Here is a 23273-nt window from a genome sequence, read left to right as displayed (position 1 = left end):
GTCGCTGCGTCACCATGACGACACCGTAGCGAGGGCGAGCTCAATGGCCGGGCAGCAGCACGTCCGCCGTCGCCGTCCCGGGAGCCCCGACGTCGGACAACGCCGGGAGGTCGAGGTCCACCGGACCGACGGCACCACCGCGCAGGTCGTCGAGCACGGCGCGGATCAGCCCGGGCAGGAAGTCGTGCCCGCGCCGCACCGCCCAGGGGACGCCGGCGATCGTCAGCCAGGCGGCCCGTTGCCAGGCCGACGGCGGTGGTGGAGGTGCGGGGAGCCGGTCGAGCAGCACGCGGCATGTCTCCCGCTCGGTAACCGGCGCACCCTGAGCGCCACCGACGCTAGCGGGTCCGGTGAGCTCCGGCAGCGCCGTCCGCAGGGCAGCGCAGCCCGCCGCGGCGATGTGCCGGTGCCCGAGCGGCGAGGGGTGGACCCGGTCGACGTACCAGGCCCCGAGCCCAGCGCGCCGGACGGCCTCGGCGATGTCGAACAGCACCACGGACGGCCCGCGGGTGCCCTGGTCGCGCGCCGCGGTGGCGCGCACCATGGCGTTGACGGCGTCCATGCGCGCGCGCATGACCTTCCGAGCCCGGCCGGGGAACAGCTCGAACAGGCCGATCGGCGGCAGTGTCGCGAGCACGACGGCGGTGCCCCGGGCGCGCAGCGCCCGCACGCAGGTGGACAGGTGGCGGCCGACGTCGACCGGTGAGAACTCGGTCCGCAGTGCGTCGTTGCCGCCCACGACGAGGGTGGCGACGTCGGCCTGCACGGCCAGCGCCGCGTCGAGCTGTTCGGCCACGACGAGATGGGCTCGCGCCCCGTTCCGGGCCACGTTGGTGAAACGGGCCGCCCCGGCGAGCGTGGCCAGGTGCGCCGCCCAGCCGGGACCGTAGGGGGCGTCGGCGGTGACGGCGTCGCCGACCCCGGCCGTGATGGAGTCGCCGAGGCCGACGACGACGGGTCCCGCGCTCATCGCACACCTCCGGTTGTGGGCATGAAATCTGCAGGCCGAACCGGGGTCGACACTGCAGATTTCACGCCCACAACAGGTGGGGGAGCAGCCGGTGGGGGCGCAGCGAGTGGGGGTGCCGCGCCGTGCAGGGCGAGCATCGCGCGCCCCGTCGCCGCCCAGGGGAACAGCTCGGCCCGCTCGCGCGCCGCCTCCCGGCGCTCGGCCACCGGCCGGGAGAGCACGTCGGCCAGGGCCAGCGCCAGCGCGTCCGGCTCGGGTGCGGCCGACGCCCCGGCCGCGCCGACCACCTCGGGCAGCGCGCTGGTGTCGCTGCACACCACCGGGGTGCCGCACGCCAGGGCCTCGAGTGCGGCGAGCCCGAAGGTCTCGATCGGGCCGGGGGCGAGGACGACGTCGGCGCTGGCCAGCATCGCTGCCACCGCGTCCCGGTCCGGCACGAAGCCGCAGAACCGGTGTGCGATCCCGAGCCGCTCGGCCCGGTCGCGCAGCGCGGTCAGCCGCGGTCCGCTGCCGGCGACGACGAGCCGCACCCGGACACCCTCGGCGGCCAGCCGTGCGACGGCGTCGACGGCCAGGTCGACCCGTTTCTCCGTGGACAGCCGGCTCATCACCAGCACCGTCGCCTCGCCGGACGGCGCCAGCCGGCGTGACACCGCGCCGTCGTACCGGTCGGGGGTGAACCGCTCCAGGTCGACGCCCAGCGGCACCCGGTGCAGCGGCGGCAGCGCCGTCGTCGGGCGCTGCTCGACGAGCCGCGTCACCTCGCCGGCCGCGAACCCGGTCGTGGCCACCAGCCGGTCGAACCGGGACAGCGTGCGCAGGTTCCACCCGTCGGCGAGCGCCGTGGCCGCACCCCGCGCCGCCCCGGGACGCGCGCCGCGCCCGGCGCCCGGCCAGAAGGAGGACAGCACGCCGTCGAGACGCTCGTGCAGCATGAGCAGCGACGGGACCCCGGCCTCACGCGCCCACAGCCCGACGCCGGTCAGCGAGGCGCGGTCGGAGACCTCCACCCGGTCGGGTGCCAGGTCGTCCAGGACCGTCCGCACCAGCCCGGGGCGGGTGACCATCCGGTAGCCCGGCACACCCGGCACCCGCGGGGCCGGGACCTGCACGACCCGCACGCCCGCGGCCCACCGGACCTGCGCCGTCGGCCCCGGGACGACGAGCACCGGCTCGTGACCGTGCGCGAGGTACTCGCCGGCCAGCGCGTGCATCGCCGTGCGGATCCCGCCGGACCGCGGCGCGTAGGCGTTGGCCACGTGCACGATCCGCATCTCACACCCCCGAACGGACCCGGACCGCCGCCTCGTAGTGCTCGGTGAGCTCGTGGCAGACCTTCGCCCAGGTGCGTCCCAACGCCCGTTCGCGAGCGGCCGCCCCGAAGGCGCGGCGCTTGCGGTGGTCGCCGAGCAGATCGTCGACGTGCGCGCGCAGCGCGGCGTGGTCGCCCGGCGGGTAGAGCCAGCCCGTGTGCGAGTGGGAGACGACGTCGATCGGTCCGCCCGCGGCCGGCGCGACGACGGGCACCCCGGAGGCGTGCGCCTCCTGCAGCGTCTGGCCGAACGTCTCCAGCTCGCCGGGGTGGACGAACACGTCCAGGCTCGCCATCGCCCGCGCCAGCTCCTCGCCGCGCAGCAGCCCGGTGAAGTGGGCGTCCGGCAGGATGCTCTCCAGCAGCGGCCGCTCGGGTCCCTCGCCGACGACGACGAGCCGGACGTCCTCACGGTCGTGCAGCACCCGCAGCGCCTCGACCTGCTTCTCCGCGGCGAGCCGCCCGACGTACCCGACGAGCAGCGGCCGGCCGGCGCCGACCTCGCGCCGCCAGACGGCGTCCCGGGCACCGGGCCGGAACAGCTCGGTGTCCACGCCGCGGCCCCAGCGGTGCAGACGCGGGATGCCGCGCGCCCGCAGGTGGTCGATGGTGGGGGTCGACGGCGCGAGCGTGACGGTGGCGCGCTCGTGGAGGTTGCGCACCCGTCGCCACAGCAGCGGTTCGAGGTGGCGCATCCCGTACCGGGCCGCGTAGCTCGGGACCTCGGTCTGGTAGATCGCCACCGTCGGCACGCCCAGGGACTCGGCCGCCTGCATGCCGCGCCACCCGAGGGTGAACGGGGAGGCCAGGTGCACGACGTCGGGCTCGAACGCGGCGAGCGTGCGCTCGATCCGCGCGCGCTGGCCGAGGACGACACGGACGTCGGGATAACCTGGCAGGCCGACGGAGGGCACCTCGACCACGGGGGCGCCGTGCACGAACGGCGGGATCTCGCCGTCGTCGGTGTCGGGAGCCAGGACCAGCGCGTCGTGCCCGGTGCGCCGGAGGTGCTCGAGGACCCGCAGGACGGAGTTCGTCACCCCGTTGACCTGCGGAAGGAAGGACTCTGCGACGATCGCTACCCTCACGCTCCGCACTCTGTCGGCCGTGGGTGACCAGCGGGGGAGCGGTCGGCGACGTGTCGGGGTCGCTCCGAGGAACGGGCGGGAAACCTTCGGTGCGAACTACGCGGACCGGGCGCCGCCGGGCGACGGGGCCGCGACCCGGGCCCCGGGGTCCCGTCGGCCGAGACGCACGAGCTGCCAGACGGCGCCGGCCAGGAGCACGACGAGCGCGAGGTTGCGCAGCGCCTCGACGACGACGATCCAGGTCTCGCCCCCGAGGAACGGCCCGTAGGCCACCGGGTAGACGAGGTAGGTGGCGTAGGCGACGAGGATCATGCCGAGGGCCGGCGGCCACCACGCCTGCTGGGACCGACCCTCGGGCAGGGACGCCAGGGCGACCGCGACGGCCGGTCCGAGCCAGGCGACGAACTGCGGCGAGCCGACCTTGTTGAACACGATGAGGGCGACGAGCTGCGCCGCGGACGAGAGCAGCACGATCTCGTACACCCGTTCCGGGTGGCGCCGCGCGGCCCACCAGGTCAGCGCGGCGACGGCCAGGACGGCGAGGATCAGCAGCCAGTCGAGGGTGTTCGCCACGGCGCGGGCGGCGTCGCCGAGGATCTCGAAGGTGAAGATCTCGTCGTTGTACTCGATCCGCACGCCGGGGTCCCACCAGCGGGCGACGGAGAACCACGTGGCGGCCACGGACTCGGCCTGCAGGGTGCGGCTGCCCTGCTCGCCGAAGACGCTCAGCGCGCGCACGCCCGCACCGCCGGCCAGGGCCAGCCCGACGACGACGGCGCTCACGGCGGCCCCGGGGACGACGACGGTGCGCAGCAAGTCGCGCAGGCTGCGGCGGGTGGCGGCGATCGCGACGACGACGGCGCCCGGGGCGATCTTCACCCACGCGCCCGCCGTGGCGACGGCGACGGCGACGCGCGGGTGGCGGCGTGCCACGACCAGCGCCACGAGGATCATCGGGGCGACGACGCCGTCGAGCCGGCCGAGGAAGATCGGGCCGAGGGCGAGCAGGAAAAGCAGCCACCACCATGCGCCGAGGACGCCGCGCGGCGTCATGCGCACGAGCACCACGGTAGCGACGGCGTCGAGCAGCACGATCATCGCCGTCCAGGCGATCTCGTAGCCGAGCAGGTCGTCCGTGAACACCCCGGGCAGCCCGACCGGGACGAGCGCGCCGGCCGGGTAGACCCACGCGTAGTCCAGGACGGGCCAGTCGCCGTTCGCCAGGCCGTGGCGGGCCCACCACTCGTAGAGGGTGACGTCGCCGAAGATCGTGTTCTGCCAGGTGATCGCCTCGTGGACGAGCCGGGCGTGCACGACGACGAAGGCGAGCGCGAGCAGCCAGGGCGAGGCGAGAAGTCGCCCGCCGCGGTCGGTGGTGCGGGGCGGGGGAGTCGCCGCGTCGGCGGTCACGTCGGCGGGCGGGTCGGCAGGCACGCGCCACATCGTGTCAGATCACGGGGTCCTCGCGATTCCGACGACGAACTGCCGCGCCGTGCTGCCGCACGCCGCTCACTCGCTCTCGGGTGATACCGCGTATCGCTTGACGAGATACTCGGTCGCATCGCATGATGGAGGCAGGCCGACGCCGTCGTCACCAGCCTCTGCGGCGGCGCGGCCGCCCCCGTGGAAAGCGAGATCCTCATGAGCCGCCCGGCACCCACCCAGATCGGCGTCACCGCGCCCGACTACGACCTCTCGGCACCCTCGGACGTCGACTACGCCCGCGCCTTCGCCGACGTCGCCCCGGAGGTGCGCGAGCACCAGCTCCGCGCCCGCCGGTTCGTCCAGGACGAGGTGCTGCCGGTCATCGACGGGTACTGGGAGCGCGCCGAGGTGCCGTTCGACCTGGTGAAGAAGCTCGCCGAGCACGACCTGCTCCGCGACGGCGTCGACGTCGCCGGCCGCCCGACGGTCTCCCTCATGGCCGAGGGGCTGGCCAGCATGGAGATCTCCCGCGGCGACGGCTCCGTCGCGACGATCTGCGGCGTGCAGGGCGGGCTGGCGCTGCGCTCCATCGTCATGCACGGCTCGCCCGAGCAGGTCGAGCAGTACGCCGAGCCGATGGCGCGCGGCGAGATCCTCGGCGCCTTCGCCCTGACCGAGCCCACGCACGGCTCCGACTCGGTCTCCCTGGAGACGACGGCGCGGCGCACCGTGCGCGACGGCGTCGAGGGCTACGTGCTCGACGGCGAGAAGAAGTGGATCGGGTTCGGCTCCTGCGGCGACATCACCGTGGTGTGGGCCCGCCTCGTCGACTCGGCCGAGGGCGCCGGGGACGGCGACGGCCAGGTGCACGGCTTCATCGTCCCGCAGGACGCCCCCGGCTACACCGGCACCACCATCGAGGGGAAGATGTCGCTGCGTGCCATCTGGCAGGCGCACATCGAGCTCGACGACGTGTTCGTGCCCGCCGACGCCGCCCTGCCCGGTGCCACCTCGTTCAAGGCGACCTCCGCCGTGCTGTTCGCGACGCGGCTGACCGTCGCGTGGTCCGCCGTCGGGCACGCCGTCGCCTGCTACGAGGCCGCGCTGGCCTACTCCACGCAGCGCGTCCAGTTCGGCAAGCCCCTGGCCGCCCGGCAGATGGTCCAGGAGCGGCTGACCCGGATGCTGTCCACCGTGACGCAGATGCAGCTGCTCGTGGGTCGGCTGACCGAGCTCGCCGAGGCCGGCGAGCTGACCGGCGAACAGGCGTCGCTGGCCAAGTACACCTGCACCCGTGGCGCCCGCGAGGTCGCCTCGATCGCCCGCGACATGCTCGGCGGCAACGGCATCCTGCTGGGCAACCGCGTGGCGCGGCACTTCGCCGACATCGAGGCGCTGCACACCTACGAGGGCACCGAGTCGATGAACGCACTGATCATCGGCCGCGATCTCACGGGGATCTCCTCCTTCGCCTGACCCCCCGGACCCCGGCGTGGATCGACGCCGGCCCGTGCACCTGCTGGTCCGATCACCAGCCGGCGAGGCGGTGCACACCCGGCGAGCGCCGTCCCACCACGACGTGGGACGGCGCTCCGTCGTCCCGCGCTCAGGTCCCGCTCGACCCGACCGCGGCCGGGATGATCACCGCGGTCATCACCGCCGCGTTGATCTCGTCCACGGCCTTCTTCACGGCCTCGTGCGCCCAGGACGACCTCACGAGCTGCTTCGCGCGCGCCTCGGCGTCGCGCCGATGCTCACGCGGCACGAGCCGCTTGACCAGCGACGTCCCCTGCGCCACCGCGAGCAGCCCGGCCGTCTCCGGGCGGGGCTGCCGGGACCCGAGCAGCACCGCCTCGCACTCGGCGCGCAGCGCCAGCTCGTGCGAGGAGTCCGCGGCCGGCCACGTCGTGCGCGGGAAGATCCCCAGCACGCGACCCTCCTCGCGGCGCAGCACCCGCTGCTCGGCCAGCCCGTCCAGGAGGGACCGTCGCACGCCCTTCGACAGCGGCGCGACGAGGTCCTTGGGCTTGCGGGGCCGGCGTCCGACGACGGCGAGCGCCCCGTCCAGGACCGGGTGGCCCGTGGGGGAGGGGTCCACCACGACGACGGTGCCGGCCCGCGCGGCCGAGCCCGCGGCCGTCGTCGTGCCCGGTCCGGCCACGTCCACGCGACCGGCCAGGGCGAGCTCGAGCAGCAGCGCACCGCCGAGGCGGTAGTCCAGGTTGGTCACCCAGGCGTCGGGGGTGCCGGTGTCGTCGTCGTAGGTGAGCAGCAGCAGGTCCTCGGCGATGAGCATGCGTCCATCCTCGCGCGCCGGCCGGACGCGGCGCCTCCCTCGCGCGACGGAGATCCGGCGGTCAGCCGGGTTCGGGCACGGCCGACTGCTCGCGGCGGTGCACCCGCCACCACACGAAGAAGCCGACCAGGGTGAACGCGCCGTAGAACACGTACATCAGCGACGTCGCGAAGTAGCCGGCCGACCACAGCAGCGGCACCCCGACCAGGTCGACGGCGACCCAGACCAGCCAGAACTCCACCCAGCCGCGAGCCATGCCGTAGGTGGCCAGCAACGAGCCCATGAAGATCCACGCGTCGGCCCACACCGGCTCGTAGGAGCCGAGCGCCCGGAACAGCGGCGTCAGCGCCAGCGTGCCGACGACCATCGCCCCGACGAGGAACGCCCGCTGCGGCCACGTCGCCCAGTGCGGGTGCACGCCCTCGGCGCCCGACGACGGCACCTTGCCGTCCGCGCGCACCTCGAGGTCCTGGCGCCGGGTCTCGCGCCACCGCATCCAGCCGTAGACGGACACGGCGATGAACATCACCTGCCGGCCGGCCTGGCCGAGCATGTCGGCCCGGCTCGCGTCGCCGAACACCGACCCGAGGAACACGGTCAGCAGCAGCACGTTGCCGACGATGCCCACCGGCCACGCCCACACCTTGCGGCGCATCCCGCCGAGGGCCGACGCGAGCCCGAAGGCGTTGCCGATCACCTCGCGCCACAGGATCTGCTCGTCGCCGATCGTGAAGGTGGCGTCGAACAACCACTCGATCATCGGAGCCCCCTCAGGCGAGCACGTCGCGGACGGCGCGGGCGACGTCGTCCGGCCCGGCGCCCTCCTCCAGGACGGCCACGACCACGCGCTTGCTGCCCGGTCCGCGGCCGTCCGGCTCCGGGGGAGCCTCCGACGGGGCGAGCGCGGCCGGGTCGGCGGTCGCCTCCGTCGGCGCGGCGGCGACGCGGCGCAGGTCCGCGAACGCCTCCTCCAGGTCGGGTCGCAGGTCCAGGTACGGGTTGCGCAACCAGCGGCGCAGCACCGCGTTGTGGACGGCGACCACCGAGGCGGCGAAGGCGATCGACATCGTCGACGACGACCGTTCGGCCGGCAGGGTGTCGCGCAGGTAGGCGGTGAACGCCCGCTCGTAGCGGTGGGTGGTGACGAGCTCTCGGTCGCGCAGGGCCGGGACCTGCTGCAGCAGCCGGTGCCGGGCCAGGGAGGTCTCGCGCTGACCGACGTGGTGGTCGAAGACCAGGCGCGCGGCCCGGCACACCTCCAGGTACGGGTCCACGGCGGGGTCCCACGCGGCGTCGCGGTTGTTCGCCTCCTCGCTGGCCCGGGCCTCGGGACGCGTCGCGGCGAGCATCACCACGACCTCCTCCAGCAGCAGCTCGTGGTCGGCGAAGACCACGTCCTCCTTGGACCGGAACCGCCGGAAGAACGTGGCCCGGCTGACCTGCGCGGCGTCGGCGATCTCCTCGACGGTGGTCCGCTCGTAACCCTGGCGGGAGAACAGGTCGATGGCGGCGTCGACGGCCTGGGCGTGAGCTTGCGTCCGTGCGGCGGTCATGGGCAGGAGGCTACTCCGCCGGGCGCCGGGAGCGGGATTCTCACCGCCGCGCGCGCAGCGCGAAGACCAGGACCCGGACGCTGAGCAGCGTGCCGACGAAGGCCAGGCCCGCGCCGAGCACCCAGTACAGGTCGATGCCGGGCATGAGCATCGGTCCCGTGGGGGAGACGATCATCAGGACGGCGCCCACCAGCGAGGCGGCGGCGATGACCGCGGTGACGAGCTGCTGGACCAGCGAGGTGAGGAACGTGCGGTCCTCGGGGTGGGCGAAGGAGCGCACGGTGACGGTCAGGTTCCCGTCCTGGAGGTCCTCGACGACCTGCGTCAGGCGTCGCGGCAGGCGCTGCAGCGACGGCGCCATCCCCGCGAGCTGGCGGGTCACCCGGTCCCGGACGGCGCGGGGGCCCATCGTGGACTTCAGCAGCGGCGCGCCGATCTCCTGCGCCGCCGCGACGAGGTCGTAGCCCGGCGCGACCAGGGCGAGCGCCCCCTCCAGCGAGGCCATCGTGCGCAGCGCCGAGGCGGGGCCGGGCGGGACGGTCATGCCGGCGTCGGCGAACAGGGAGATCATCGTCCCGAACAGGTCGCCGGAGCCGGACGGACCCGTGCCGTGCCGGAACCGGACGATGATGGCGCCGAGCCGCCGCTCGACGTCGCGGGCGTCCAGGTGGCCGGGCTGGTCGAGCAGCTCGCGCAGGGCGTCGAGGGCCGCGATCGAGTCGTCGCCCTGGACAGCGAGCAGGAACGCGCCCAGCGCCATGCGCTCGGACTCGTCCATGCGGCCCACGGCGCCCAGGTCCAGCAGGCCGAGCGTGCCGTCCGGGCGCACGAGGATGTTGCCGGGGTGCAGGTCGGCGTGGAAGACGCCGGTGACCACGAGCTGGCGCATCGCGCTGCCGAGCAGGGAGTCCGCCATGTGCCGACGCTCCTCGGCGTCGAGCTCGGCGAGCACGTCGGCGGCCTCGCCGAGCGGGACCCCCTCCATGCGGTCCATGACGAGCAGCGTCGGGCCGGAGAGCTCCGGGTGCATGACGGGCAGCTGGACGCGGGGGTCGACACCCCCGGACGTCGCGGCCAGCGCCCGGTCGAGGTTGAGCGTGTTGCCGAGCTCGACGGTGTAGTCGAGCTCCTCGCTCAGCGACGCCGCGAACCCGGCGACCAGTCCCACGACGCCCAGCGAGCGGGCCCACTGGGTGTCCCGCTCCAGCCGCCGGGCGAGCCGGCCGAGGATGCGCAGGTCCACCTCGACCTGGGCGCGGGCGCCGGGTCGCAGCACCTTGACCACGACCTCCCGCCCGTCGAGCAGCCGTGCGGTGTGCACCTGGCCCACCGAGGCGCTGGCGAGCGGGGTCCGGTCGAACCGCGCGAACGCCTCCTCCAGGGGACGGCCGAGGGCGTCGTCGACGGCGGCACGCACCGTCTCCCAGGACTCGGGCGGCACCCGGGCCTGCAGCTGGGTGAGCTCGTCGGCGACGACGTCGGGCACGAGGTCGCGGCGGCTGGAGAGCATCTGGCCGAACTTCACGTAGGTCACGCCGGCGTCGGACAGCGCCAGGCGCAACGACCGGGCGTGCGCGGCGAGCGCGCCGGCCGAGCGCTCGGTCTCGCCGTCGGCCCCGCGGCGCAGGAACCCGCCCAGGCCGCGCCGGACGAGGATCGCCACGACCTGGGCGTACCGGCGGGACTCCTGCCGCCCCTCGCGCAGGCCGCGCAGCGCCTGCAGCGGGGTGGGCAGCCGCCCGGTGGGCACGAGGACCTCGAGGACGAGCAGCACGCCGAGCGCGACGGCGAACATCCAGGCCCAGGCGACCAGGAGCAGCAGTCCCAGGCCGAGCGCCGACCCGGTGCTGGTGATGTCCACCGCCAGCGCGTCGGTGCCCGTCTCCAGCAGCGCGGAGCCGAGGCCGAACACGACGAGCGTCGTGGCGATCGAGCGCATCCAGCCCACGGGGGCGTCGAGCGTGCGGCGTGCGGCGGCCGCCAGGAGCAGCCCGGAGGCGAGCGTGACGACCAGGGCGAACAGACCCGAGAGCCAGGACATGACGACCACTGTGGCGCAACGGGGCCCGCTCGGCGCGTTCAACGGGCGCCGCCCACCCGCGTCGCGTCGTCCGGCGGGCGAGACAGGGACTCGCCAGACCAGGTGAGGCTTGCCTATCCTGACCCGGTGACCCACCCCCTGCTCGACGTGCGCGGCCTGCGCGTGCGGCACCACGTGCCGCACGACGACGGCGGCCACACGCTCGGCGCGCCCGCGCCCGACGCCGTGGACCTCGCCGTCGCGCCCGGGGAGGTCGTGCTGCTCCTCGGGCCGTCCGGCTGCGGGAAGTCCACCCTCGCGCTGGCCACCAACGGGCTCGTGCCGCACGTCGTGCCCGCCGAGGTCACCGGGACCGTGACCACCGCGGGCCGCGACGTCGCCACGACCCGGACGCCCGAGCTCGCCGGGGACGTCGCGATGGTCTTCCAGGACCCCGACGCCCAGGTCGTCACCGGCTCCGTGCTCGACGAGGTCTGCTTCGCCCCGGAGAACCTGTGCCGGCCCGCCGACGAGGTGCTCGCCCGGGCCGAGACCGCGCTGCGGCAGGTCGGGCTGTGGGAGCGGCGCGGCGACGACCCCGCCGTGCTGTCCGGCGGCGGACGACAGCGGCTCGCGATCGCCTGCGCGCTCGCCGCCGGGGCCCGGATGCTCGTCCTCGACGAACCCACCGCCAACCTCGACCCCGCCGGCGTCGAGGAGGTGTACGCCGTCCTGCGCTCCGTCGTCGCCGCGGGGGACCGGGGCGTGCTGCTCGTCGAGCACGACCTCGACGTCGCCGCCGCGTTCGCCGACCGGGTCGTGGTGCTCGACGGCGCCGGCCGCCCGGCCGCCGACGGCCCCGCGCGCGAGGTGCTCACCGGGCAGGCCGAGCGACTGGCCGCCCTCGGCGTGTGGCTGCCCACCGCGACGCTCGCCGGCCTGCGGCTGCGCGCCGCCGGGGTGCGGCTCGACCCGCTGCCCCTGACCCCCGACGAGCTCGCCACCGGGCTCGAGCGCCTCGACACCGCCGGGCGGCTGCCCGCCCCGGCGACCGTCGTGCCCCCGACCGCCGCCGCGGCACCGGAGCCGGTCCGCGACACCGTGCTCACCGTCGACCACCTCACCGTGCGCCGCGGCGGACGCACCGTCCTGGACGACGTGTCCCTCGCCGTCGGCCGCGGCGAGCTCCTCGCCGTCGTCGGCGCCAACGGCGCCGGCAAGAGCACCCTGGCCCAGCTCGCCACCGGTGTGCTGCGTCCCCGGCGCCGCGACGTGGCCGGCACCGTCCGCGTCGCCGGGCTCGACCCCCGGCGCGCCGACGTGCGCGACCTCACCGCCGCCGTCGGCTTCGTGTTCCAGAACCCCGAGCACCAGTTCGTCACCGGCCGCGTCGACGACGAGCTCGCCGTCGGGCTCCGCGCCCGCGGCCTGCCCGCGGACGAGGTCGCCGACCGGGTCGACCAGGTCCTCGACCGCCTCGGCCTGACCGCTCTGCGTGACCGGCACCCGTTCTGGCTCTCCGGCGGTCAGAAGCGCCGGTTGTCCGTCGGCACCGCGCTGGTCTGCCGCCCCGAGGTGCTCGTCCTCGACGAACCCACCTACGGCCAGGACCGCGAGCGCGCCGTCGAGCTCCTCGACCTGCTCACCGCGCTGCACGACGACGGCACCACCGTCGTCGTGGTCTCCCACGACATGCAGCTCGTGGCCGAGCACGCCACCCGCGTCGTGGCGCTCGCGGACGGTCGCGTCGTGGCCGACGGACGTCCCGACGTCGTGCTCGGCCGGCCCGACCTGCTCGCCGCAGCCGGGCTGCGACCCCCGCCGCTGGCCCGCGCCACCCGCGGCCTGCGCGACCCCGCCTGGCGGGCCGTGACCCGGCTCGCGGACCTGCCGCTCACCCCCGCCCTGGCGGAGGTGGGCCGATGAGCGTGCTCGACCTGCGCACCGTCAACCCGCTGGTCAAGGTGCTCGGCCCGATCCCCGTGATGATCTACGTCGTCACGACCCGCGACGTGCTCACCCCGGCGCTCGTCGGACTGCTCGCCTTCGCCCTCCTGGCGCTGCTGGGTCACCAGCGTCCGCGCGTGCTCGCCGCCGTCGCGCTGGGCACGGTCGCGCTCGTGGCGGTCATGACCGTCTCGTTCGGTCTGCTGACCGACCCCGCGACCGTGGACGACACCACCCTGCTGGCCCGGGTGGGGCCGCTCGAGGTGTGGTCCGGCGCGCTGGCCACGGGTCTGGCCACCGCCGTGCGGACCGCCGCGCTGCTGCTGCTCGTGCTGCTCGGCGGGCTGACGACGTCGGGCGCGGACCTCGTGCGGGCCATGACCCAGCAGCTGCGGCTGCCATACCGCGTCGGGTACGCGGCGCTCGCGGCCCTGCGGTTCGTGCCGCGGTTCTCCCACGAGCTGGAGGTCGTCCGCGGCGCCCACCGGGTGCGCGGGGTCACCGCGGGACGAGGGCCGGTCGGCGCCGTGCAGCGCCAGGCCGGGTACGTCGTCCCCCTGCTGGCCGGCGGCATCCGGCACGCCGAACGGGTCTCCCTGGCGATGGAGTCCCGCGGTTTCGGCGCGCACCCGACCCGGACCGAGCGCGTCGTCGTGCCCTTCGGTGCGCGCGACCTCGTCCTGCTCGCCGTCCTGTGGGCCGGTGCCGCCGCCTGCGTCCTGCTCGCCGCCTCCGTCTGACCGTCCCGACCCCGGAGTCCCCATGTCGTCGTTGACCACCCGCTACCTCATGACCTGCGCCGCCATCGGCGCGGCCGTGGGCGTGCTGCTCGTCCCCGCGAACTTCGTCAGCGCCCCGCTGGCGGCCGCCGCCCCGCTCGCCTACGCGCCGCTGGTCGGGCTGTGGGTGATCGGTCCGGTGCTGGCCCTGGCGCTGGTCCGCCGGCCGGGCGCCGCGGTGCTGACCACGTTCGTGGCGGGGGTCATCAGCTCCGCCTCCCCGGTGGGTGCCTGGTCGATCGTCACCTGCCTCATGGCCGGCGTCGCGGTCGAGCTGGCGTTCCTCGTGACCCGGTACCGGGTGTGGCGGCCGTGGCTGTTCTACGTCGACGCCCTGGTGTTCGGCGCCGCCTACGTGGCCTCGGGCTGGGCGGCGTTCGGCATGGAGACCATGAGCACGACCGTGCTGGTGGCGTTCGTGGTGCTGATGATGGGCAGCTTCGTGCTGTGCACCGGGGTCGGGCTGCTGCTCGCGAAGCGGCTCGCCCGGGCGGGTGTCGCCCGTGGGCTCCCCCCGGCGTCCGACCGCGAGGTGTCCGAGGCCCTGCCGAGGTAGGCAACTCTCTGCCCAGGTAGGCAATCCTCTGCCGAGGTAGGCAATCCTCTGCCGAGGTAGGCGAGTTTCTGCCGAGATAGGCAACTCTCTGCCCAGGTAGGCAAGTTCCTTCCGAGGTAGGCAACAGCCTGGCCGGGAGGTTCACCGCGCTGTGCTTCCTCGTCCCGGCTTGGCCTACCTCGCCGGAAGGTTGCCTACCTCGCGGGAGAGTTGCCTACGTCGGCGGGTTGTCGCGGCGGTCGGGGGCGTCGAAGCCGGCGTGCCGCCGTCGGTCCCGCTGCAGGTACCGGACCTCGCGGATCAGCACGGCCGCGGAGAGCCCGAAGATGACCCAGGCCCACGGTCGTCCGCGCAGGGCGGCGAAGAGGGCGACCAGGGTGAACGCCCCCGCCACGACGACGGTCAGGACGCTCGCCCAGCGGACGTTGCGCACGATCGACAGCACGACGCCGAGCCTACCCACCCGCCGCACCCGCGAGATCGACCCGTACGGACGAGATCGACGCACCGTGCGTCGATCTCGGTCCGGGAGGGTCGATCTCGCGCAACGGGGTGGCATGGCGACGGGCGACGCGCGACGGGGTTGCGACGTGGCGACGGGACGACGCCGAGGCGGCAGCGGCGGCGTGAGATGCCGCACGATGCCCTCGAACCGATTCGGGTGCCCGGGTATCGTGCCGGTGATGACTTCCACCGACACCACGCCCGTCGTCGACGTCTACATCGACCCCACCTGCCCCTTCGCCTGGGTGACCTCGCGCTGGGCGCTGGAGGTGGCGCAGCACCGCGACGTCGACCTCACGTTCAAGCTGATGAGCCTGTACCTGCTCAACAAGGACAAGGACATCCCCGCCGAGTACCGCGCGCTGGTCGAGGCAGGCCGCGCGCAGGGCCGCGTCGCCGCCGCGGTGCAGACCGACCACGGCCACGACGCCCTGTCGGCGTACTACACGGCCTTCGGCACCCGCTGGCACGACCAGGACGTCAAGGACGTCGACGTCGTGATCCGTGAGTCCCTCGCCGAGGCCGGCCTGCCCGCCGAGCTGGCCGACGCCGCCACCAGCGACGCGTACGACGAGGCGCTGGCGGCCTCCCACCACGCCGGCATGGACCCCGTCGGCCAGGAGGTCGGCACCCCCACGCTGCACGTCGACGGTGTCGCGTTCTTCGGCCCGGTCCTGACCCGCGTGCCGCGCGGCGAGGAGGCGACCCGCCTGTTCGACGCCGCCGTCACCATGGCCGGCAACCCCCACTTCTACGAGCTCAAGCGGTCCCGCGACGAGCACCCGGTCCACGCCTGAGGAGCACCATGACGCTCGACCTGCGCATCTTCACCGAACCCCAGCAGGGCGCCTCGTACGACACCCAGCTCGCCGTCGCGCAGGCGACCGAGCAGCTCGGGTTCAGCGCCTTCTTCCGGTCCGACCACTACCTCGCCATGGGTGGGGACGGCCTGCCCGGCCCCACCGACTCCTGGACCACGCTCGCCGGCATCGCCCGGGAGACGTCCACGGTGCGCCTCGGCACCCTCGTGTCGTCCGCGACGTTCCGCCTGCCCGGGATCCTCGCGATCCAGGTCGCCCAGGTGGACCAGATGTCCGGCGGGCGGGTCGAGCTCGGCCTGGGCACCGGGTGGTTCGCCGCCGAGCACGCGGCCTACGGGATCCCGTTCCCGGACAAGCGGTTCGGCCTGCTCGAGGAGCAGCTCGAGATCCTCACGGGCCTGTGGGGCACGCCGGTCGGGGAGACCTTCGACTTCGCCGGTGAGCACTACACGCTCACCGACTCCCCGGCGCTGCCCAAGCCCGCCCAGGCGCAGATCCCGCTGATCGTCGGCGGCGGCGGGCCGAAGCGCACGCCGCGGATCGCGGCCCGGTTCGCGACCGAGTACAACCAGTCCTTCCCCGAGATCGACGCCATCGGCCCCCGCATCCAGGTCATCGAGAAGGCGCTGGCCGACGCCGGGCGCGCCTCCGACTCGCTGACCCAGTCGGTGGCGCTGGTGCTCGCCGTCGGCAAGGACGAGGCCGAGTTCACCCGCCGTGCCGACGCGATCGGGCGCGAGCCGGCCGAGCTGCGCGAGCACGGCATCGCGGGCAGCGTCCCCGAGGCCGTCGACCGGCTGGCGTCCCTGCGCGAGCAGGGTGTCGAGCGGGTGTACCTGCAGGTCCTGGACCAGCAGGACCTCGACCACCTGGAGCTCGTGGCGCGGGAGATCGCCCCGCAGCTCTGACCCGAGGCCACTCCCACCCGCTGTGGGCATGAAATCTGCACCCCGGACCCCGTTCGAGGCTGCAGATTTCATGCCCACAGCGGATGTGCGGGCGGCGGGCGTCCGACGGCGGCCCGTGTGAACGGGCCGTTGCACCGCGTGTGCTCGGGTGTTGCCGGTTGGTGGAGATGTTCGGGGGAACGGCTTTCCCCCGAGACGAGGTCCGCGTACCCGCTCTAGCGTGATGAGCAGACGACGAGGTGGGTCCCCGACGAGGGGGCCCACCTCGTGGCGTTTCGAGCAACGTCATGACCGCCCCTCCCGAAGGGACACCCGGATGACCACGCTGGACCCTCGAGCCCCGGAGCTCCCGCCTCCGGCCGGCAGCCCCACCGCCACCCCGACGACGACCATCCAGGGAGACCCCCGCGCCGCGGCCCGCCGCCGTGACGCGAACGCCGCCGCCCACTCGCCGTCGCTCATGCTCATCATGCTGCTGGCGACCCTCGGCGCCGTGGCGTACGCGGTCTTCCTGCTCAACCCCGACCACCGCGGCGACTGGCTGCCCTACTCGCTGGTCCTCGTCGCCGAGTCCGTGCTGCTCATGCTCGCCCTGCTGGCGATGTGGACGGTGCTCTCCTCCGGCTACGACCCGCGCGACTTCCCCTACCACCAGGCCCGGGAGCGGCTGTTCGACGCCCCGGAGATCCTGCGCGACGGCGCCACCGACGAGCCGACACGGTGGCGGATGTTCCTGCACGACCGCCCGGTGACCGTCGACATCTTCATCACCACGTGCGGTGAGGACGTCGACACCATCGCCCGCACCGTCCGCGCCGCGGTCGCGGTGCACGGCGAGCACCGCACCTGGGTGCTCGACGACGGACGGGACGACGAGGTCCGCGACCTCGCGGCCACGCTCGGGGCCCGGTACATCCGGCGCCTGTCCAGCGGCGGCCAGAAGGCCGGCAACGTCAACCACGCGCTGAGCATCGCCAAGGGCGACTACTTCGTGATCCTCGATGCGGACTTCGTGCCCCGCACGGACCTGCTGACCGAGACGGTGCCGTTCTTCGTCCGCGACGAGGTCGCGTTCGTCCAGTCGCCGCAGACCTACGGGAACATGAACTCGCTCATCTCCCGCGGCGCCGGCTACATGCAGGCGGTCTTCTACCGCTTCGTCCAGCCGGGCCGGAACCGCTTCAACGCGGCCTTCTGCGTCGGCACGAACGTGGTCTTCCGCCGCGAGGCCATCGACGACATCGGCGGCATGTGCACGGACTCCAAGTCCGAGGACGTCTGGACGTCGATCCACCTGCACGAGCGCGAGTGGCGGTCGATCTACATCCCGCAGACGCTCGCGGTCGGGGACACCCCGGAGACGATCGTGTCCTACGCCAAGCAGCAGCTGCGCTGGGCCACCGGCGGGTTCGAGATCCTCCTGCAGCACAACCCGCTGTCCCCGCGACGCAACCTCACCGTCGACCAGCGGCTGCAGTACTTCGTGACCTCGACCCACTATCTGTCCGGGATCGCGCCGCTGCTGCTCCTGCTCGTGCCGCCGCTGACGATCTACCTGGACCTGACCCCGATGCAGCTCGACGTGTCGGTGGGCACGTGGGCGCTGTACTACCTGGGCTTCTACGGCCTGCAGATCGCCCTGGCCTTCTTCACCCTCGGGTCGTTCCGGTGGGAGGTGCTGCTGCTGGCGGCCGTGTCGTGGCCGATCTACGTCAAGGCGTTCTGGAACGCCCTGACCGGCAAGCAGCAGGCCTGGTCGGTCACCGGACGCGCAGGCGGGGCCACCTCCCCGTTCGAGGTGATCATCCCCCAGACGCTCTGCTTCGTGTTCCTGGCGGTGACCTCCGCGGTCGGGTTCTGGAAGCACTGGGGCGACCCGGTGCCGAACCTGTCCCTCGCCTGGAACCTCACCAACACGATCATCCTCGGCGGCTTCCTCGTCACGGCCGCCAAGGAGCACCGCGAGGCGATGGGCGCCCGACGCAGCGCCCGCCGCGCGCACCGTCGACGCGCCCGTCGGGCCGCCGACTCTCCCACCCGGACCGTCACCGTCGGAGGTGCCGCATGACCTGGACCACGCGGATCAAGCTGGCCGTCGGCGTCGTGCTCGTGCTCGCGCTCTGCGCGACGCTCACCCTGGTGCTCAACCGGCGCGAGAGCCAGGCCACCTCGGCCCAGGCCACGATCGTGGCCGAGGAGGTCGCCGTCGGGACCGACTACGCCGGCACCATCGTCGAGTCCTACGTGGAACCTGGCGACGCCGTCGACGAGGGCGACCCGGTCTTCACGATGCGCAGCCTGCTGCTCGCGCACGACCTGTCGATCGGGGTCGTCTCGCGCAAGGCGACGACGTACGAGGTCACCGACGCCGGCGAGATGACCGTCGTCGCCCCCTCGGACGGCACGGTCGCCGAGATCAGCTCGACCCCCGGCGGGTTCGTCCAGGCGGGTGACGTCATCGCCCGGCTGCACCGCGAGGGGTCCACCACGGTGGACGCCAAGCTCCTGCTCGACCCGGCGGACTTCGCCCGGATCGCCCCGGGCGCCCCGGTGAGCATCACGATGCCGGACCAGCGCGAGGTCCCGGGAGAGGTGGAGTCGATCTCGGTCGCCAACACGCGCAACCGCGCCGAGGCGACCGTCGTCATCGACAGCGCCACGCTCGAGCAGCAGGCCGGTGACGGCCTGGTCCTGCCCGGGACGCCCGTGGTCGCGAGCGTGGAGCTGCACGACGAGGGAGCGATGGCCGACGTCGACCTGGCGTTCCAGCGGTTCCTGCAGAGGATCGGTCTGTGACACGTCGCGCGATCGCCCTGCTGCTCGCCGTGGGCATGGCCGCTGCCGGGTGCACGACGGCGGAGCCTGCCGGGACGGACGCCTCGTCCGGTTCCGCCCCGCGCACCGGCTCGGTGGCGGGTGCCGAGGCGCCGGCGGTCGACCCCGGGGTGCTCCCGACGGTCGAGCGGGAGCCCGGCACGCTGCGGCTGGCCGAGGGGCTGCCGCCGCCGACGAACCGGTGGTTCTCCGGCCTCGTGTTCGGCGACGAGGCGCAGCCGGTGTTCCCGCTCCCGCTCGCCGTCGGGCTCACCGCCTCCGGGTTCGCCTACGGGCTGCCCGAGGTCCGGGCCGACGGCACGCTGGTCGCCGGGGCGTACGCCCCGCAGGTCGAGATCGACCTCGGGGAGGGCGTGACCGGCGTCGTGACCGGGTACGACGCCGCGACGGTGTCGGTCGACCTGGTGGCCGGCGACGAGTCCGTCCGGGGCACGCTGCACCTGACCCGCGGGTCCCCGGTCGTGCGGTACACCGCGCGGGCCGCGCACCCCGTGGGGCTGAGCCGGGCGTTCGGCGTCGACGCGGGCGCAGGCCTGCCCGAGGGAACCGCCACGACCGACGTCGACGGACGTGACCACGTGCTGACGGGCGTGGCGGGGACCGACGTCGGCGCCGCGCTCGACGAGGCCGGCACGACCCTGGAGCTCGACGCGGGCGAGTCGGTCGCCTGGCTGGTCGCCCCGGACGCCGCCGAGGGTGCCGAGACGCTGGGGGACCTGGTGGAGGCGGCCTCGGATCCCGTCGAGGCGTCCACCGTCGGCTACGCGACGGACCCGGACGCCGTGACCACCTCCGTCGGGTACGCGACGGCGTCGGGCGGCCCGGCCGTCGTCGTGCGCTTCCCGCACCAGCGCGACGTGGCCGACGACGCCACCTGCGGGCTCGGGACGTACGCCACCGTGCTCGGTACGGTCGACGTCTGCCTCGGCTCGGAGCTGTCGTGGCGCTCGACGGCCCGCGACCCGGTGGTCGGCCTGGACCTGTCCGGGATCGACGGGTCCGCCCGCGAGGAGCTCGTCGACCAGGTCGCCGCCGACGCCGAGCGCGTGCTCGACGAGACCCGCCCGGCCGACACGTACTTCGGCGGCAAGGCGCTGGCGCGCGACGCCAACCTGTGGACCCTCGCCCGGGACCTCGGTCTGGACGACGTCGCCGCCGACCTGCGCCAGAGCCTGCTGACGGACCTGCGGCTGTGGACCGACCCCGACGGCTGCACCGAGCGTCCCGAACGCTGCTTCACCTGGGAGCCGACGCTGCGGACCGTCGTCGGGCAGGCCACGTCGTTCGGTTCGGAGGAGGGCAACGACCACCACTTCCACTACGGCTACTTCCTCTACGCGGCGGGCGTGCTGGCCGCCGACGACGCGGCGCTCGCGGAGGAGGTCGCCCCGGTCGTCGACCTGCTCGCCGCCGACGTCGCCGCCGCGGCCGACGTGCCGGCCGACGACGGGCCGCCGATCCCGGCGCTGCGGACCCTGGACGTCGTCATGGGGCACTCCTGGGCGTCCGGCCCGTCGCCGTTCGGGGACGGCAACAACCAGGAGTCCGCCTCCGAAGCGGTGTCGGCGTGGCACGGGCTGGCGCTGTGGGCGGACGCTCGCGCGGCCGCCGGGCTGGAGGACCGGGGCCTGACGGCGCAGGCCCGGTGGATGCTGTCGCTGGAGGCGGCGTCGGCCCGGGCCTACTGGACGGACTTCGACCGGTCCGACCCGGCCGCCGAGGGTCTGGAGGCCGACGTGACCTCGCTGGTGTGGGACGGCAAGCGCGAGCGGGCGACCTGGTTCTCCGCCGAGCAGAGCGCCGCGCTCGGGATCGTCGTGCTGCCGGTCACCGGGGCGTCGGCCTATCTCGGGGACGACCCGGAGCGCGTGCGGGACAACCTGGCCGAGGCGCTGGGGACCGACGACCTGTGGGCGCAGGAGTCGGCGTGGGACGTGATGTTCGGCGACCAGCTGCTCATGTACGCCGGGCTGCTCGGGCCCGACGATGCGGCGTCGGCCCTCGAGGTGGCACGCGAGCTGCCGGCCGAGCGGGTCGACGACGGCTCGACCCGGTCCTGGATGCTGGCCTGGCTGCATCAGCAGGCCGCCTGAGGCCGCCGGCGGTCCGAGGCCGCGCTGCGCCGATAGGGTGAGCGCGTCTTCACCAGGGTTCACGAACGGAGCATCATGCAGCTGGGCTGGACGAAGCACGGCGACGGCGCGAGCATCTCCCCGGGAGCGGTCGTCGCGCCGGGCGAACGGCTCACCTGGCCCCGGACGATCGGGGTGGGGCTGCAGCACATCGTCGCGATGTTCGGGGCGACCTTCCTCGTGCCGCTGCTGACCGGGTTCCCGCCGTCGACGACGCTGTTCTTCTCCGCGATCGGGACGATCGGCTTCCTGCTGATCACCGGGAACCGGCTGCCGAGCTACCTGGGGTCGAGCTTCGCGTTCATCGCGCCGATCAGCGCCGCCACGGCCTCGGACGGGCAGGCGGCCGCTATCGGCGGCATCTTCGTCACGGGCGTCCTGCTCGCGGTCGTCGGTGTGGTCGTCCACCTGGCGGGGTCGCGGTGGATCGACCTGGTCATGCCACCGATCGTCACCGGCGTGATCGTCGCCCTCATCGGGCTCAACCTGGCACCGGCCGCCTGGGGCAACTTCCAGATCGCGCCGGCCACGGCCGTGGTGACCCTGGTCGCGGTCGTGCTGGTCTCGGTGCTGTTCCGCGGCATCCTCGGACGGCTGGCGATCCTCGTGGGCGTCCTCGTCGGGTACGCCTTCGCCGCGGTGCGGGGCGAGGTGGACTTCACCGCGGTGCAGGACGCGAGCTGGTTCGGGGCCCCCACGTTCACCGCCCCGAGCTTCGAGCCGGGCGTGCTCGGCCTGTTCCTCCCCGTGGTGTTCGTCCTGATCGCCGAGAACGTCGGCCACGTGAAGTCGGTCGCGGCGATGACGGGCCAGAACCTCGACGACCGGATGGGCCGGGCGCTGCTGGCGGACGGTGTCGCCACGACCCTGGCCGGCACCGGTGGCGGGTCCGGCACGACGACGTACGCGGAGAACATCGGGGTCATGGCGGCCACGCGCGTCTACTCGACGGCCGCCTACTGGGTCGCCGGGATCGGCGCCCTGCTGCTGTCGTTCTCGCCGAAGTTCGGCGAGGTGATCAACACGGTGCCGCCGGGGGTGCTCGGTGGGGTGACGACCATCCTGTACGGGATGATCGGCGTGCTGGGCTTCCGCATCTGGGTGCAGAACCGCGTCGACTTCGGCGACCCGGTGAACCTGACGACGGCGGCGGTCCCGCTGGTCATCGCCATCGCGAACTACACGTGGGCGGTCGGCGACCTCGCCTTCGAGGGCATCGCCCTCGGTACAGCGGCGGCGCTCGTCCTGTACCACGGGATGCGGTGGATCGGCCGGTGGCGGGGGACGACGCCGGACGTGGTGTCGCCGGCCTCGGCCGCGCCGCCCGCGGAGACGGACGAGACCGCAGACCGGTCGTCCTGAGGCGCGACCGGCCCGAGGCGGGCTCGGCCGGAAGCGCTGTCGGCCCGAGGCTCGGGCCCCTCAGGCCTCCTCGGAGCTGTCGTCCGCGTTCGGACCCCGCTGGTACCCGTACTCGCGCGGGATGGGGTCGATCTCCTCGGCCGGGAGGCAGCCGGGCAGGTTGGCCATCGGCTCACCGTTCTCCAGCGGGACCTCCTCGACCGGCAGCGGCTCGCGCCACTCCTGGCCGACGAGCAGGTCGACGAACTCCCCGGGACGGTCGTCCAGCACCAGGCGCACGTCCGCGTACTGCGCGGCGAGCGTGTACGCCTCGCGGATCCCCTTGACGCCGTAGCGGATCTCGGACCGGCCCTCGATCTCGTAGGTGAAGTCACCCGTGTCGCGGACGTTGAAGCCGCGCTCGGTGAGCACGTCCGCGTTGGCGCCGGCCAGGTTGAAGTTGATGTCGGCCGCGTTGTACACGCGGACGTTGACGTTGTTGTACTGCATCGGCGGGGCGCCGTCCGGCCACCTCTCGTTCACCGGCAGGCACGCGGGCTCGATGGTCGCCGCGGCGGCGCTCGGCGTGTGGATGGGCTCGCTGAAGGGCGCCTCGATCGTGTCGGTGTAGACGGCGAGCGCTCCGAGGCCCAGGACCACCAGCAGGGCGATGAGGAGACCGAAGACGACGGCCTGCCGTTCGTGCTTGCGGCGGCGACGAGTGACGCGCGCCGGGTCCTGGGCTGGTGTGGTCACGCGAAGAAACTACCTGAGATTCACCGGATC

Annotated in this window: 20 protein-coding genes; 10 read left to right on the top strand and 10 right to left on the bottom strand. The window is 73.9% G+C overall.

Annotation, left to right across the window (positions count from 1 at the left end; all coding sequences use genetic code 11):
- Window positions 1-40: 40 nt before the first annotated feature.
- The 4 genes from V5O49_RS06280 to V5O49_RS06265 form a co-directional block, all read right to left on the bottom strand.
- On the bottom strand, window positions 41-970 hold the full coding sequence (locus V5O49_RS06280) for an SGNH/GDSL hydrolase family protein (RefSeq protein ID WP_332901486.1): 930 nt from the start codon (window positions 968-970) through the stop codon (window positions 41-43).
- On the bottom strand, window positions 967-2244 hold the full coding sequence (locus tag V5O49_RS06275; RefSeq protein ID WP_332901485.1) for a glycosyltransferase: 1278 nt from the start codon (window positions 2242-2244) through the stop codon (window positions 967-969). Before V5O49_RS06275 ends, V5O49_RS06280 begins: the two co-directional genes overlap by 4 nt.
- Before the next feature lies 1 nt (window position 2245).
- Entirely contained in the window at window positions 2246-3370 is a 1125-nt protein-coding gene (locus V5O49_RS06270; RefSeq protein ID WP_332901484.1) for a glycosyltransferase family 4 protein, read from the bottom strand.
- A 96-nt stretch (window positions 3371-3466) separates the two neighbouring features.
- A complete protein-coding gene (locus V5O49_RS06265; RefSeq protein WP_332901483.1) occupies window positions 3467-4813 on the bottom strand; it encodes a glycosyltransferase 87 family protein in 1347 nt (448 codons plus the stop codon).
- Between the two features lie 198 nt (window positions 4814-5011).
- On the opposite strand from V5O49_RS06265, the gene V5O49_RS06260 reads away from it, so the two are divergent.
- The gene (locus tag V5O49_RS06260) at window positions 5012-6271 is read left to right on the top strand and encodes an acyl-CoA dehydrogenase family protein (protein WP_332901482.1); all 1260 of its coding nucleotides are present in this window, start codon (window positions 5012-5014) and stop codon (window positions 6269-6271) included.
- Window positions 6272-6401: 130 nt separating this feature from the next.
- Here the strand turns inward: V5O49_RS06260 and V5O49_RS06255 are convergent, their stop codons facing one another.
- The 4 genes from V5O49_RS06255 to V5O49_RS06240 all read right to left on the bottom strand — a co-directional run bounded on the left by V5O49_RS06255 (window position 6402) and on the right by V5O49_RS06240 (window position 10685).
- Window positions 6402-7091, bottom strand: a complete 690-nt coding sequence (locus tag V5O49_RS06255) for a GOLPH3/VPS74 family protein (protein ID WP_332901481.1) — start codon at window positions 7089-7091, stop codon at window positions 6402-6404.
- Window positions 7092-7152: 61 nt separating this feature from the next.
- Complete coding sequence (gene pnuC, locus V5O49_RS06250; RefSeq protein WP_332901480.1) at window positions 7153-7851, bottom strand: nicotinamide riboside transporter PnuC; 699 nt, start codon at window positions 7849-7851, stop codon at window positions 7153-7155.
- Between the two features lie 10 nt (window positions 7852-7861).
- Window positions 7862-8644 (bottom strand): TetR/AcrR family transcriptional regulator, encoded by a 783-nt coding sequence (locus tag V5O49_RS06245; RefSeq protein ID WP_332901479.1) that lies wholly within the window; start codon window positions 8642-8644, stop codon window positions 7862-7864.
- A gap of 40 nt (window positions 8645-8684) precedes the next feature.
- Complete coding sequence (locus V5O49_RS06240) at window positions 8685-10685, bottom strand: ABC1 kinase family protein (protein ID WP_332901478.1); 2001 nt, start codon at window positions 10683-10685, stop codon at window positions 8685-8687.
- A 126-nt stretch (window positions 10686-10811) separates the two neighbouring features.
- On the opposite strand from V5O49_RS06240, the gene V5O49_RS06235 reads away from it, so the two are divergent.
- Genes V5O49_RS06235 through V5O49_RS06225 form a run of 3 tightly spaced genes read left to right on the top strand, consistent with a single transcriptional unit; the run spans window position 10812 to window position 13946 of the window.
- Entirely contained in the window at window positions 10812-12590 is a 1779-nt protein-coding gene (locus V5O49_RS06235; protein ID WP_332901477.1) for an ABC transporter ATP-binding protein, read from the top strand.
- Window positions 12587-13351, top strand: a complete 765-nt coding sequence (locus V5O49_RS06230) for an energy-coupling factor transporter transmembrane component T (protein ID WP_332901476.1) — start codon at window positions 12587-12589, stop codon at window positions 13349-13351. Before V5O49_RS06235 ends, V5O49_RS06230 begins: the two co-directional genes overlap by 4 nt.
- A 22-nt stretch (window positions 13352-13373) precedes the next feature.
- Complete coding sequence (locus V5O49_RS06225) at window positions 13374-13946, top strand: ECF transporter S component (protein ID WP_332901475.1); 573 nt, start codon at window positions 13374-13376, stop codon at window positions 13944-13946.
- A 214-nt stretch (window positions 13947-14160) separates the two neighbouring features.
- On the opposite strand, the gene V5O49_RS06220 is transcribed toward V5O49_RS06225, so the two are convergent.
- Window positions 14161-14391, bottom strand: a complete 231-nt coding sequence (locus V5O49_RS06220; RefSeq protein WP_278235522.1) for a hypothetical protein — start codon at window positions 14389-14391, stop codon at window positions 14161-14163.
- Between the two features lie 238 nt (window positions 14392-14629).
- Between V5O49_RS06220 and V5O49_RS06215 the strand changes: the two genes are divergently transcribed.
- From V5O49_RS06215 to V5O49_RS06190, 6 genes are all read left to right on the top strand, one after another.
- A complete protein-coding gene (locus tag V5O49_RS06215) occupies window positions 14630-15247 on the top strand; it encodes a mycothiol-dependent nitroreductase Rv2466c family protein (RefSeq protein ID WP_332901474.1) in 618 nt (205 codons plus the stop codon).
- An 8-nt stretch (window positions 15248-15255) separates the two neighbouring features.
- A complete protein-coding gene (locus V5O49_RS06210; protein ID WP_332901473.1) occupies window positions 15256-16179 on the top strand; it encodes an LLM class F420-dependent oxidoreductase in 924 nt (307 codons plus the stop codon).
- Window positions 16180-16495: 316 nt separating this feature from the next.
- On the top strand, window positions 16496-18247 hold the full coding sequence (locus V5O49_RS06205) for a glycosyltransferase family 2 protein (protein WP_332901472.1): 1752 nt from the start codon (window positions 16496-16498) through the stop codon (window positions 18245-18247).
- Window positions 18244-18975, top strand: coding sequence for an HlyD family secretion protein (locus V5O49_RS06200; protein WP_332901471.1), 732 nt, complete (start codon window positions 18244-18246; stop codon window positions 18973-18975). The genes V5O49_RS06205 and V5O49_RS06200 overlap by 4 nt, the downstream gene beginning before the upstream one ends.
- A complete protein-coding gene (locus V5O49_RS06195; RefSeq protein ID WP_332901470.1) occupies window positions 18972-21107 on the top strand; it encodes a glycosyl hydrolase in 2136 nt (711 codons plus the stop codon). The genes V5O49_RS06200 and V5O49_RS06195 overlap by 4 nt, the downstream gene beginning before the upstream one ends.
- Window positions 21108-21182: 75 nt before the next feature.
- Window positions 21183-22508, top strand: coding sequence for a uracil-xanthine permease family protein (locus tag V5O49_RS06190; RefSeq protein ID WP_332901469.1), 1326 nt, complete (start codon window positions 21183-21185; stop codon window positions 22506-22508).
- Between the two features lie 60 nt (window positions 22509-22568).
- Here the strand turns inward: V5O49_RS06190 and V5O49_RS06185 are convergent, their stop codons facing one another.
- Window positions 22569-23243 (bottom strand): LytR C-terminal domain-containing protein, encoded by a 675-nt coding sequence (locus tag V5O49_RS06185; protein ID WP_332901468.1) that lies wholly within the window; start codon window positions 23241-23243, stop codon window positions 22569-22571.
- Between the last annotated feature and the right edge of the window lie 30 nt (window positions 23244-23273).

Source organism: Isoptericola haloaureus (assembly GCF_036689775.1).
GTDB classification, from domain to species: Bacteria; Actinomycetota; Actinomycetes; order Actinomycetales; family Cellulomonadaceae; genus Isoptericola; species Isoptericola haloaureus.
The sequence above is the reverse complement of the archived record's forward strand: the minus strand, read 5'-3'. Positions and strand labels throughout refer to the sequence as shown.

Excerpts from the sequence above, each read along its gene's own strand:
- V5O49_RS06255 (WP_332901481.1), bottom strand. The coding sequence starts at position 7,091 with ATGCTCATCGCCGAGGACCTGCTGCTGCTCACCTACGACGACGACACC.
- V5O49_RS06230 (WP_332901476.1), top strand. The coding sequence starts at position 12,587 with ATGAGCGTGCTCGACCTGCGCACCGTCAACCCGCTGGTCAAGGTGCTC.
- V5O49_RS06225 (WP_332901475.1), top strand. The coding sequence starts at position 13,374 with ATGTCGTCGTTGACCACCCGCTACCTCATGACCTGCGCCGCCATCGGC.
- V5O49_RS06205 (WP_332901472.1), top strand. The coding sequence starts at position 16,496 with ATGACCACGCTGGACCCTCGAGCCCCGGAGCTCCCGCCTCCGGCCGGC.
- V5O49_RS06215 (WP_332901474.1), top strand. The coding sequence starts at position 14,630 with ATGACTTCCACCGACACCACGCCCGTCGTCGACGTCTACATCGACCCC.
- V5O49_RS06200 (WP_332901471.1), top strand. The coding sequence starts at position 18,244 with ATGACCTGGACCACGCGGATCAAGCTGGCCGTCGGCGTCGTGCTCGTG.
- V5O49_RS06240 (WP_332901478.1), bottom strand. The coding sequence starts at position 10,685 with ATGTCCTGGCTCTCGGGTCTGTTCGCCCTGGTCGTCACGCTCGCCTCC.
- V5O49_RS06265 (WP_332901483.1), bottom strand. The coding sequence starts at position 4,813 with ATGTGGCGCGTGCCTGCCGACCCGCCCGCCGACGTGACCGCCGACGCG.
- V5O49_RS06190 (WP_332901469.1), top strand. The coding sequence starts at position 21,183 with ATGCAGCTGGGCTGGACGAAGCACGGCGACGGCGCGAGCATCTCCCCG.
- pnuC (WP_332901480.1), bottom strand. The coding sequence starts at position 7,851 with ATGATCGAGTGGTTGTTCGACGCCACCTTCACGATCGGCGACGAGCAG.
- V5O49_RS06210 (WP_332901473.1), top strand. The coding sequence starts at position 15,256 with ATGACGCTCGACCTGCGCATCTTCACCGAACCCCAGCAGGGCGCCTCG.
- V5O49_RS06280 (WP_332901486.1), bottom strand. The coding sequence starts at position 970 with ATGAGCGCGGGACCCGTCGTCGTCGGCCTCGGCGACTCCATCACGGCC.
- V5O49_RS06260 (WP_332901482.1), top strand. The coding sequence starts at position 5,012 with ATGAGCCGCCCGGCACCCACCCAGATCGGCGTCACCGCGCCCGACTAC.
- V5O49_RS06275 (WP_332901485.1), bottom strand. The coding sequence starts at position 2,244 with ATGCGGATCGTGCACGTGGCCAACGCCTACGCGCCGCGGTCCGGCGGG.
- V5O49_RS06245 (WP_332901479.1), bottom strand. The coding sequence starts at position 8,644 with ATGACCGCCGCACGGACGCAAGCTCACGCCCAGGCCGTCGACGCCGCC.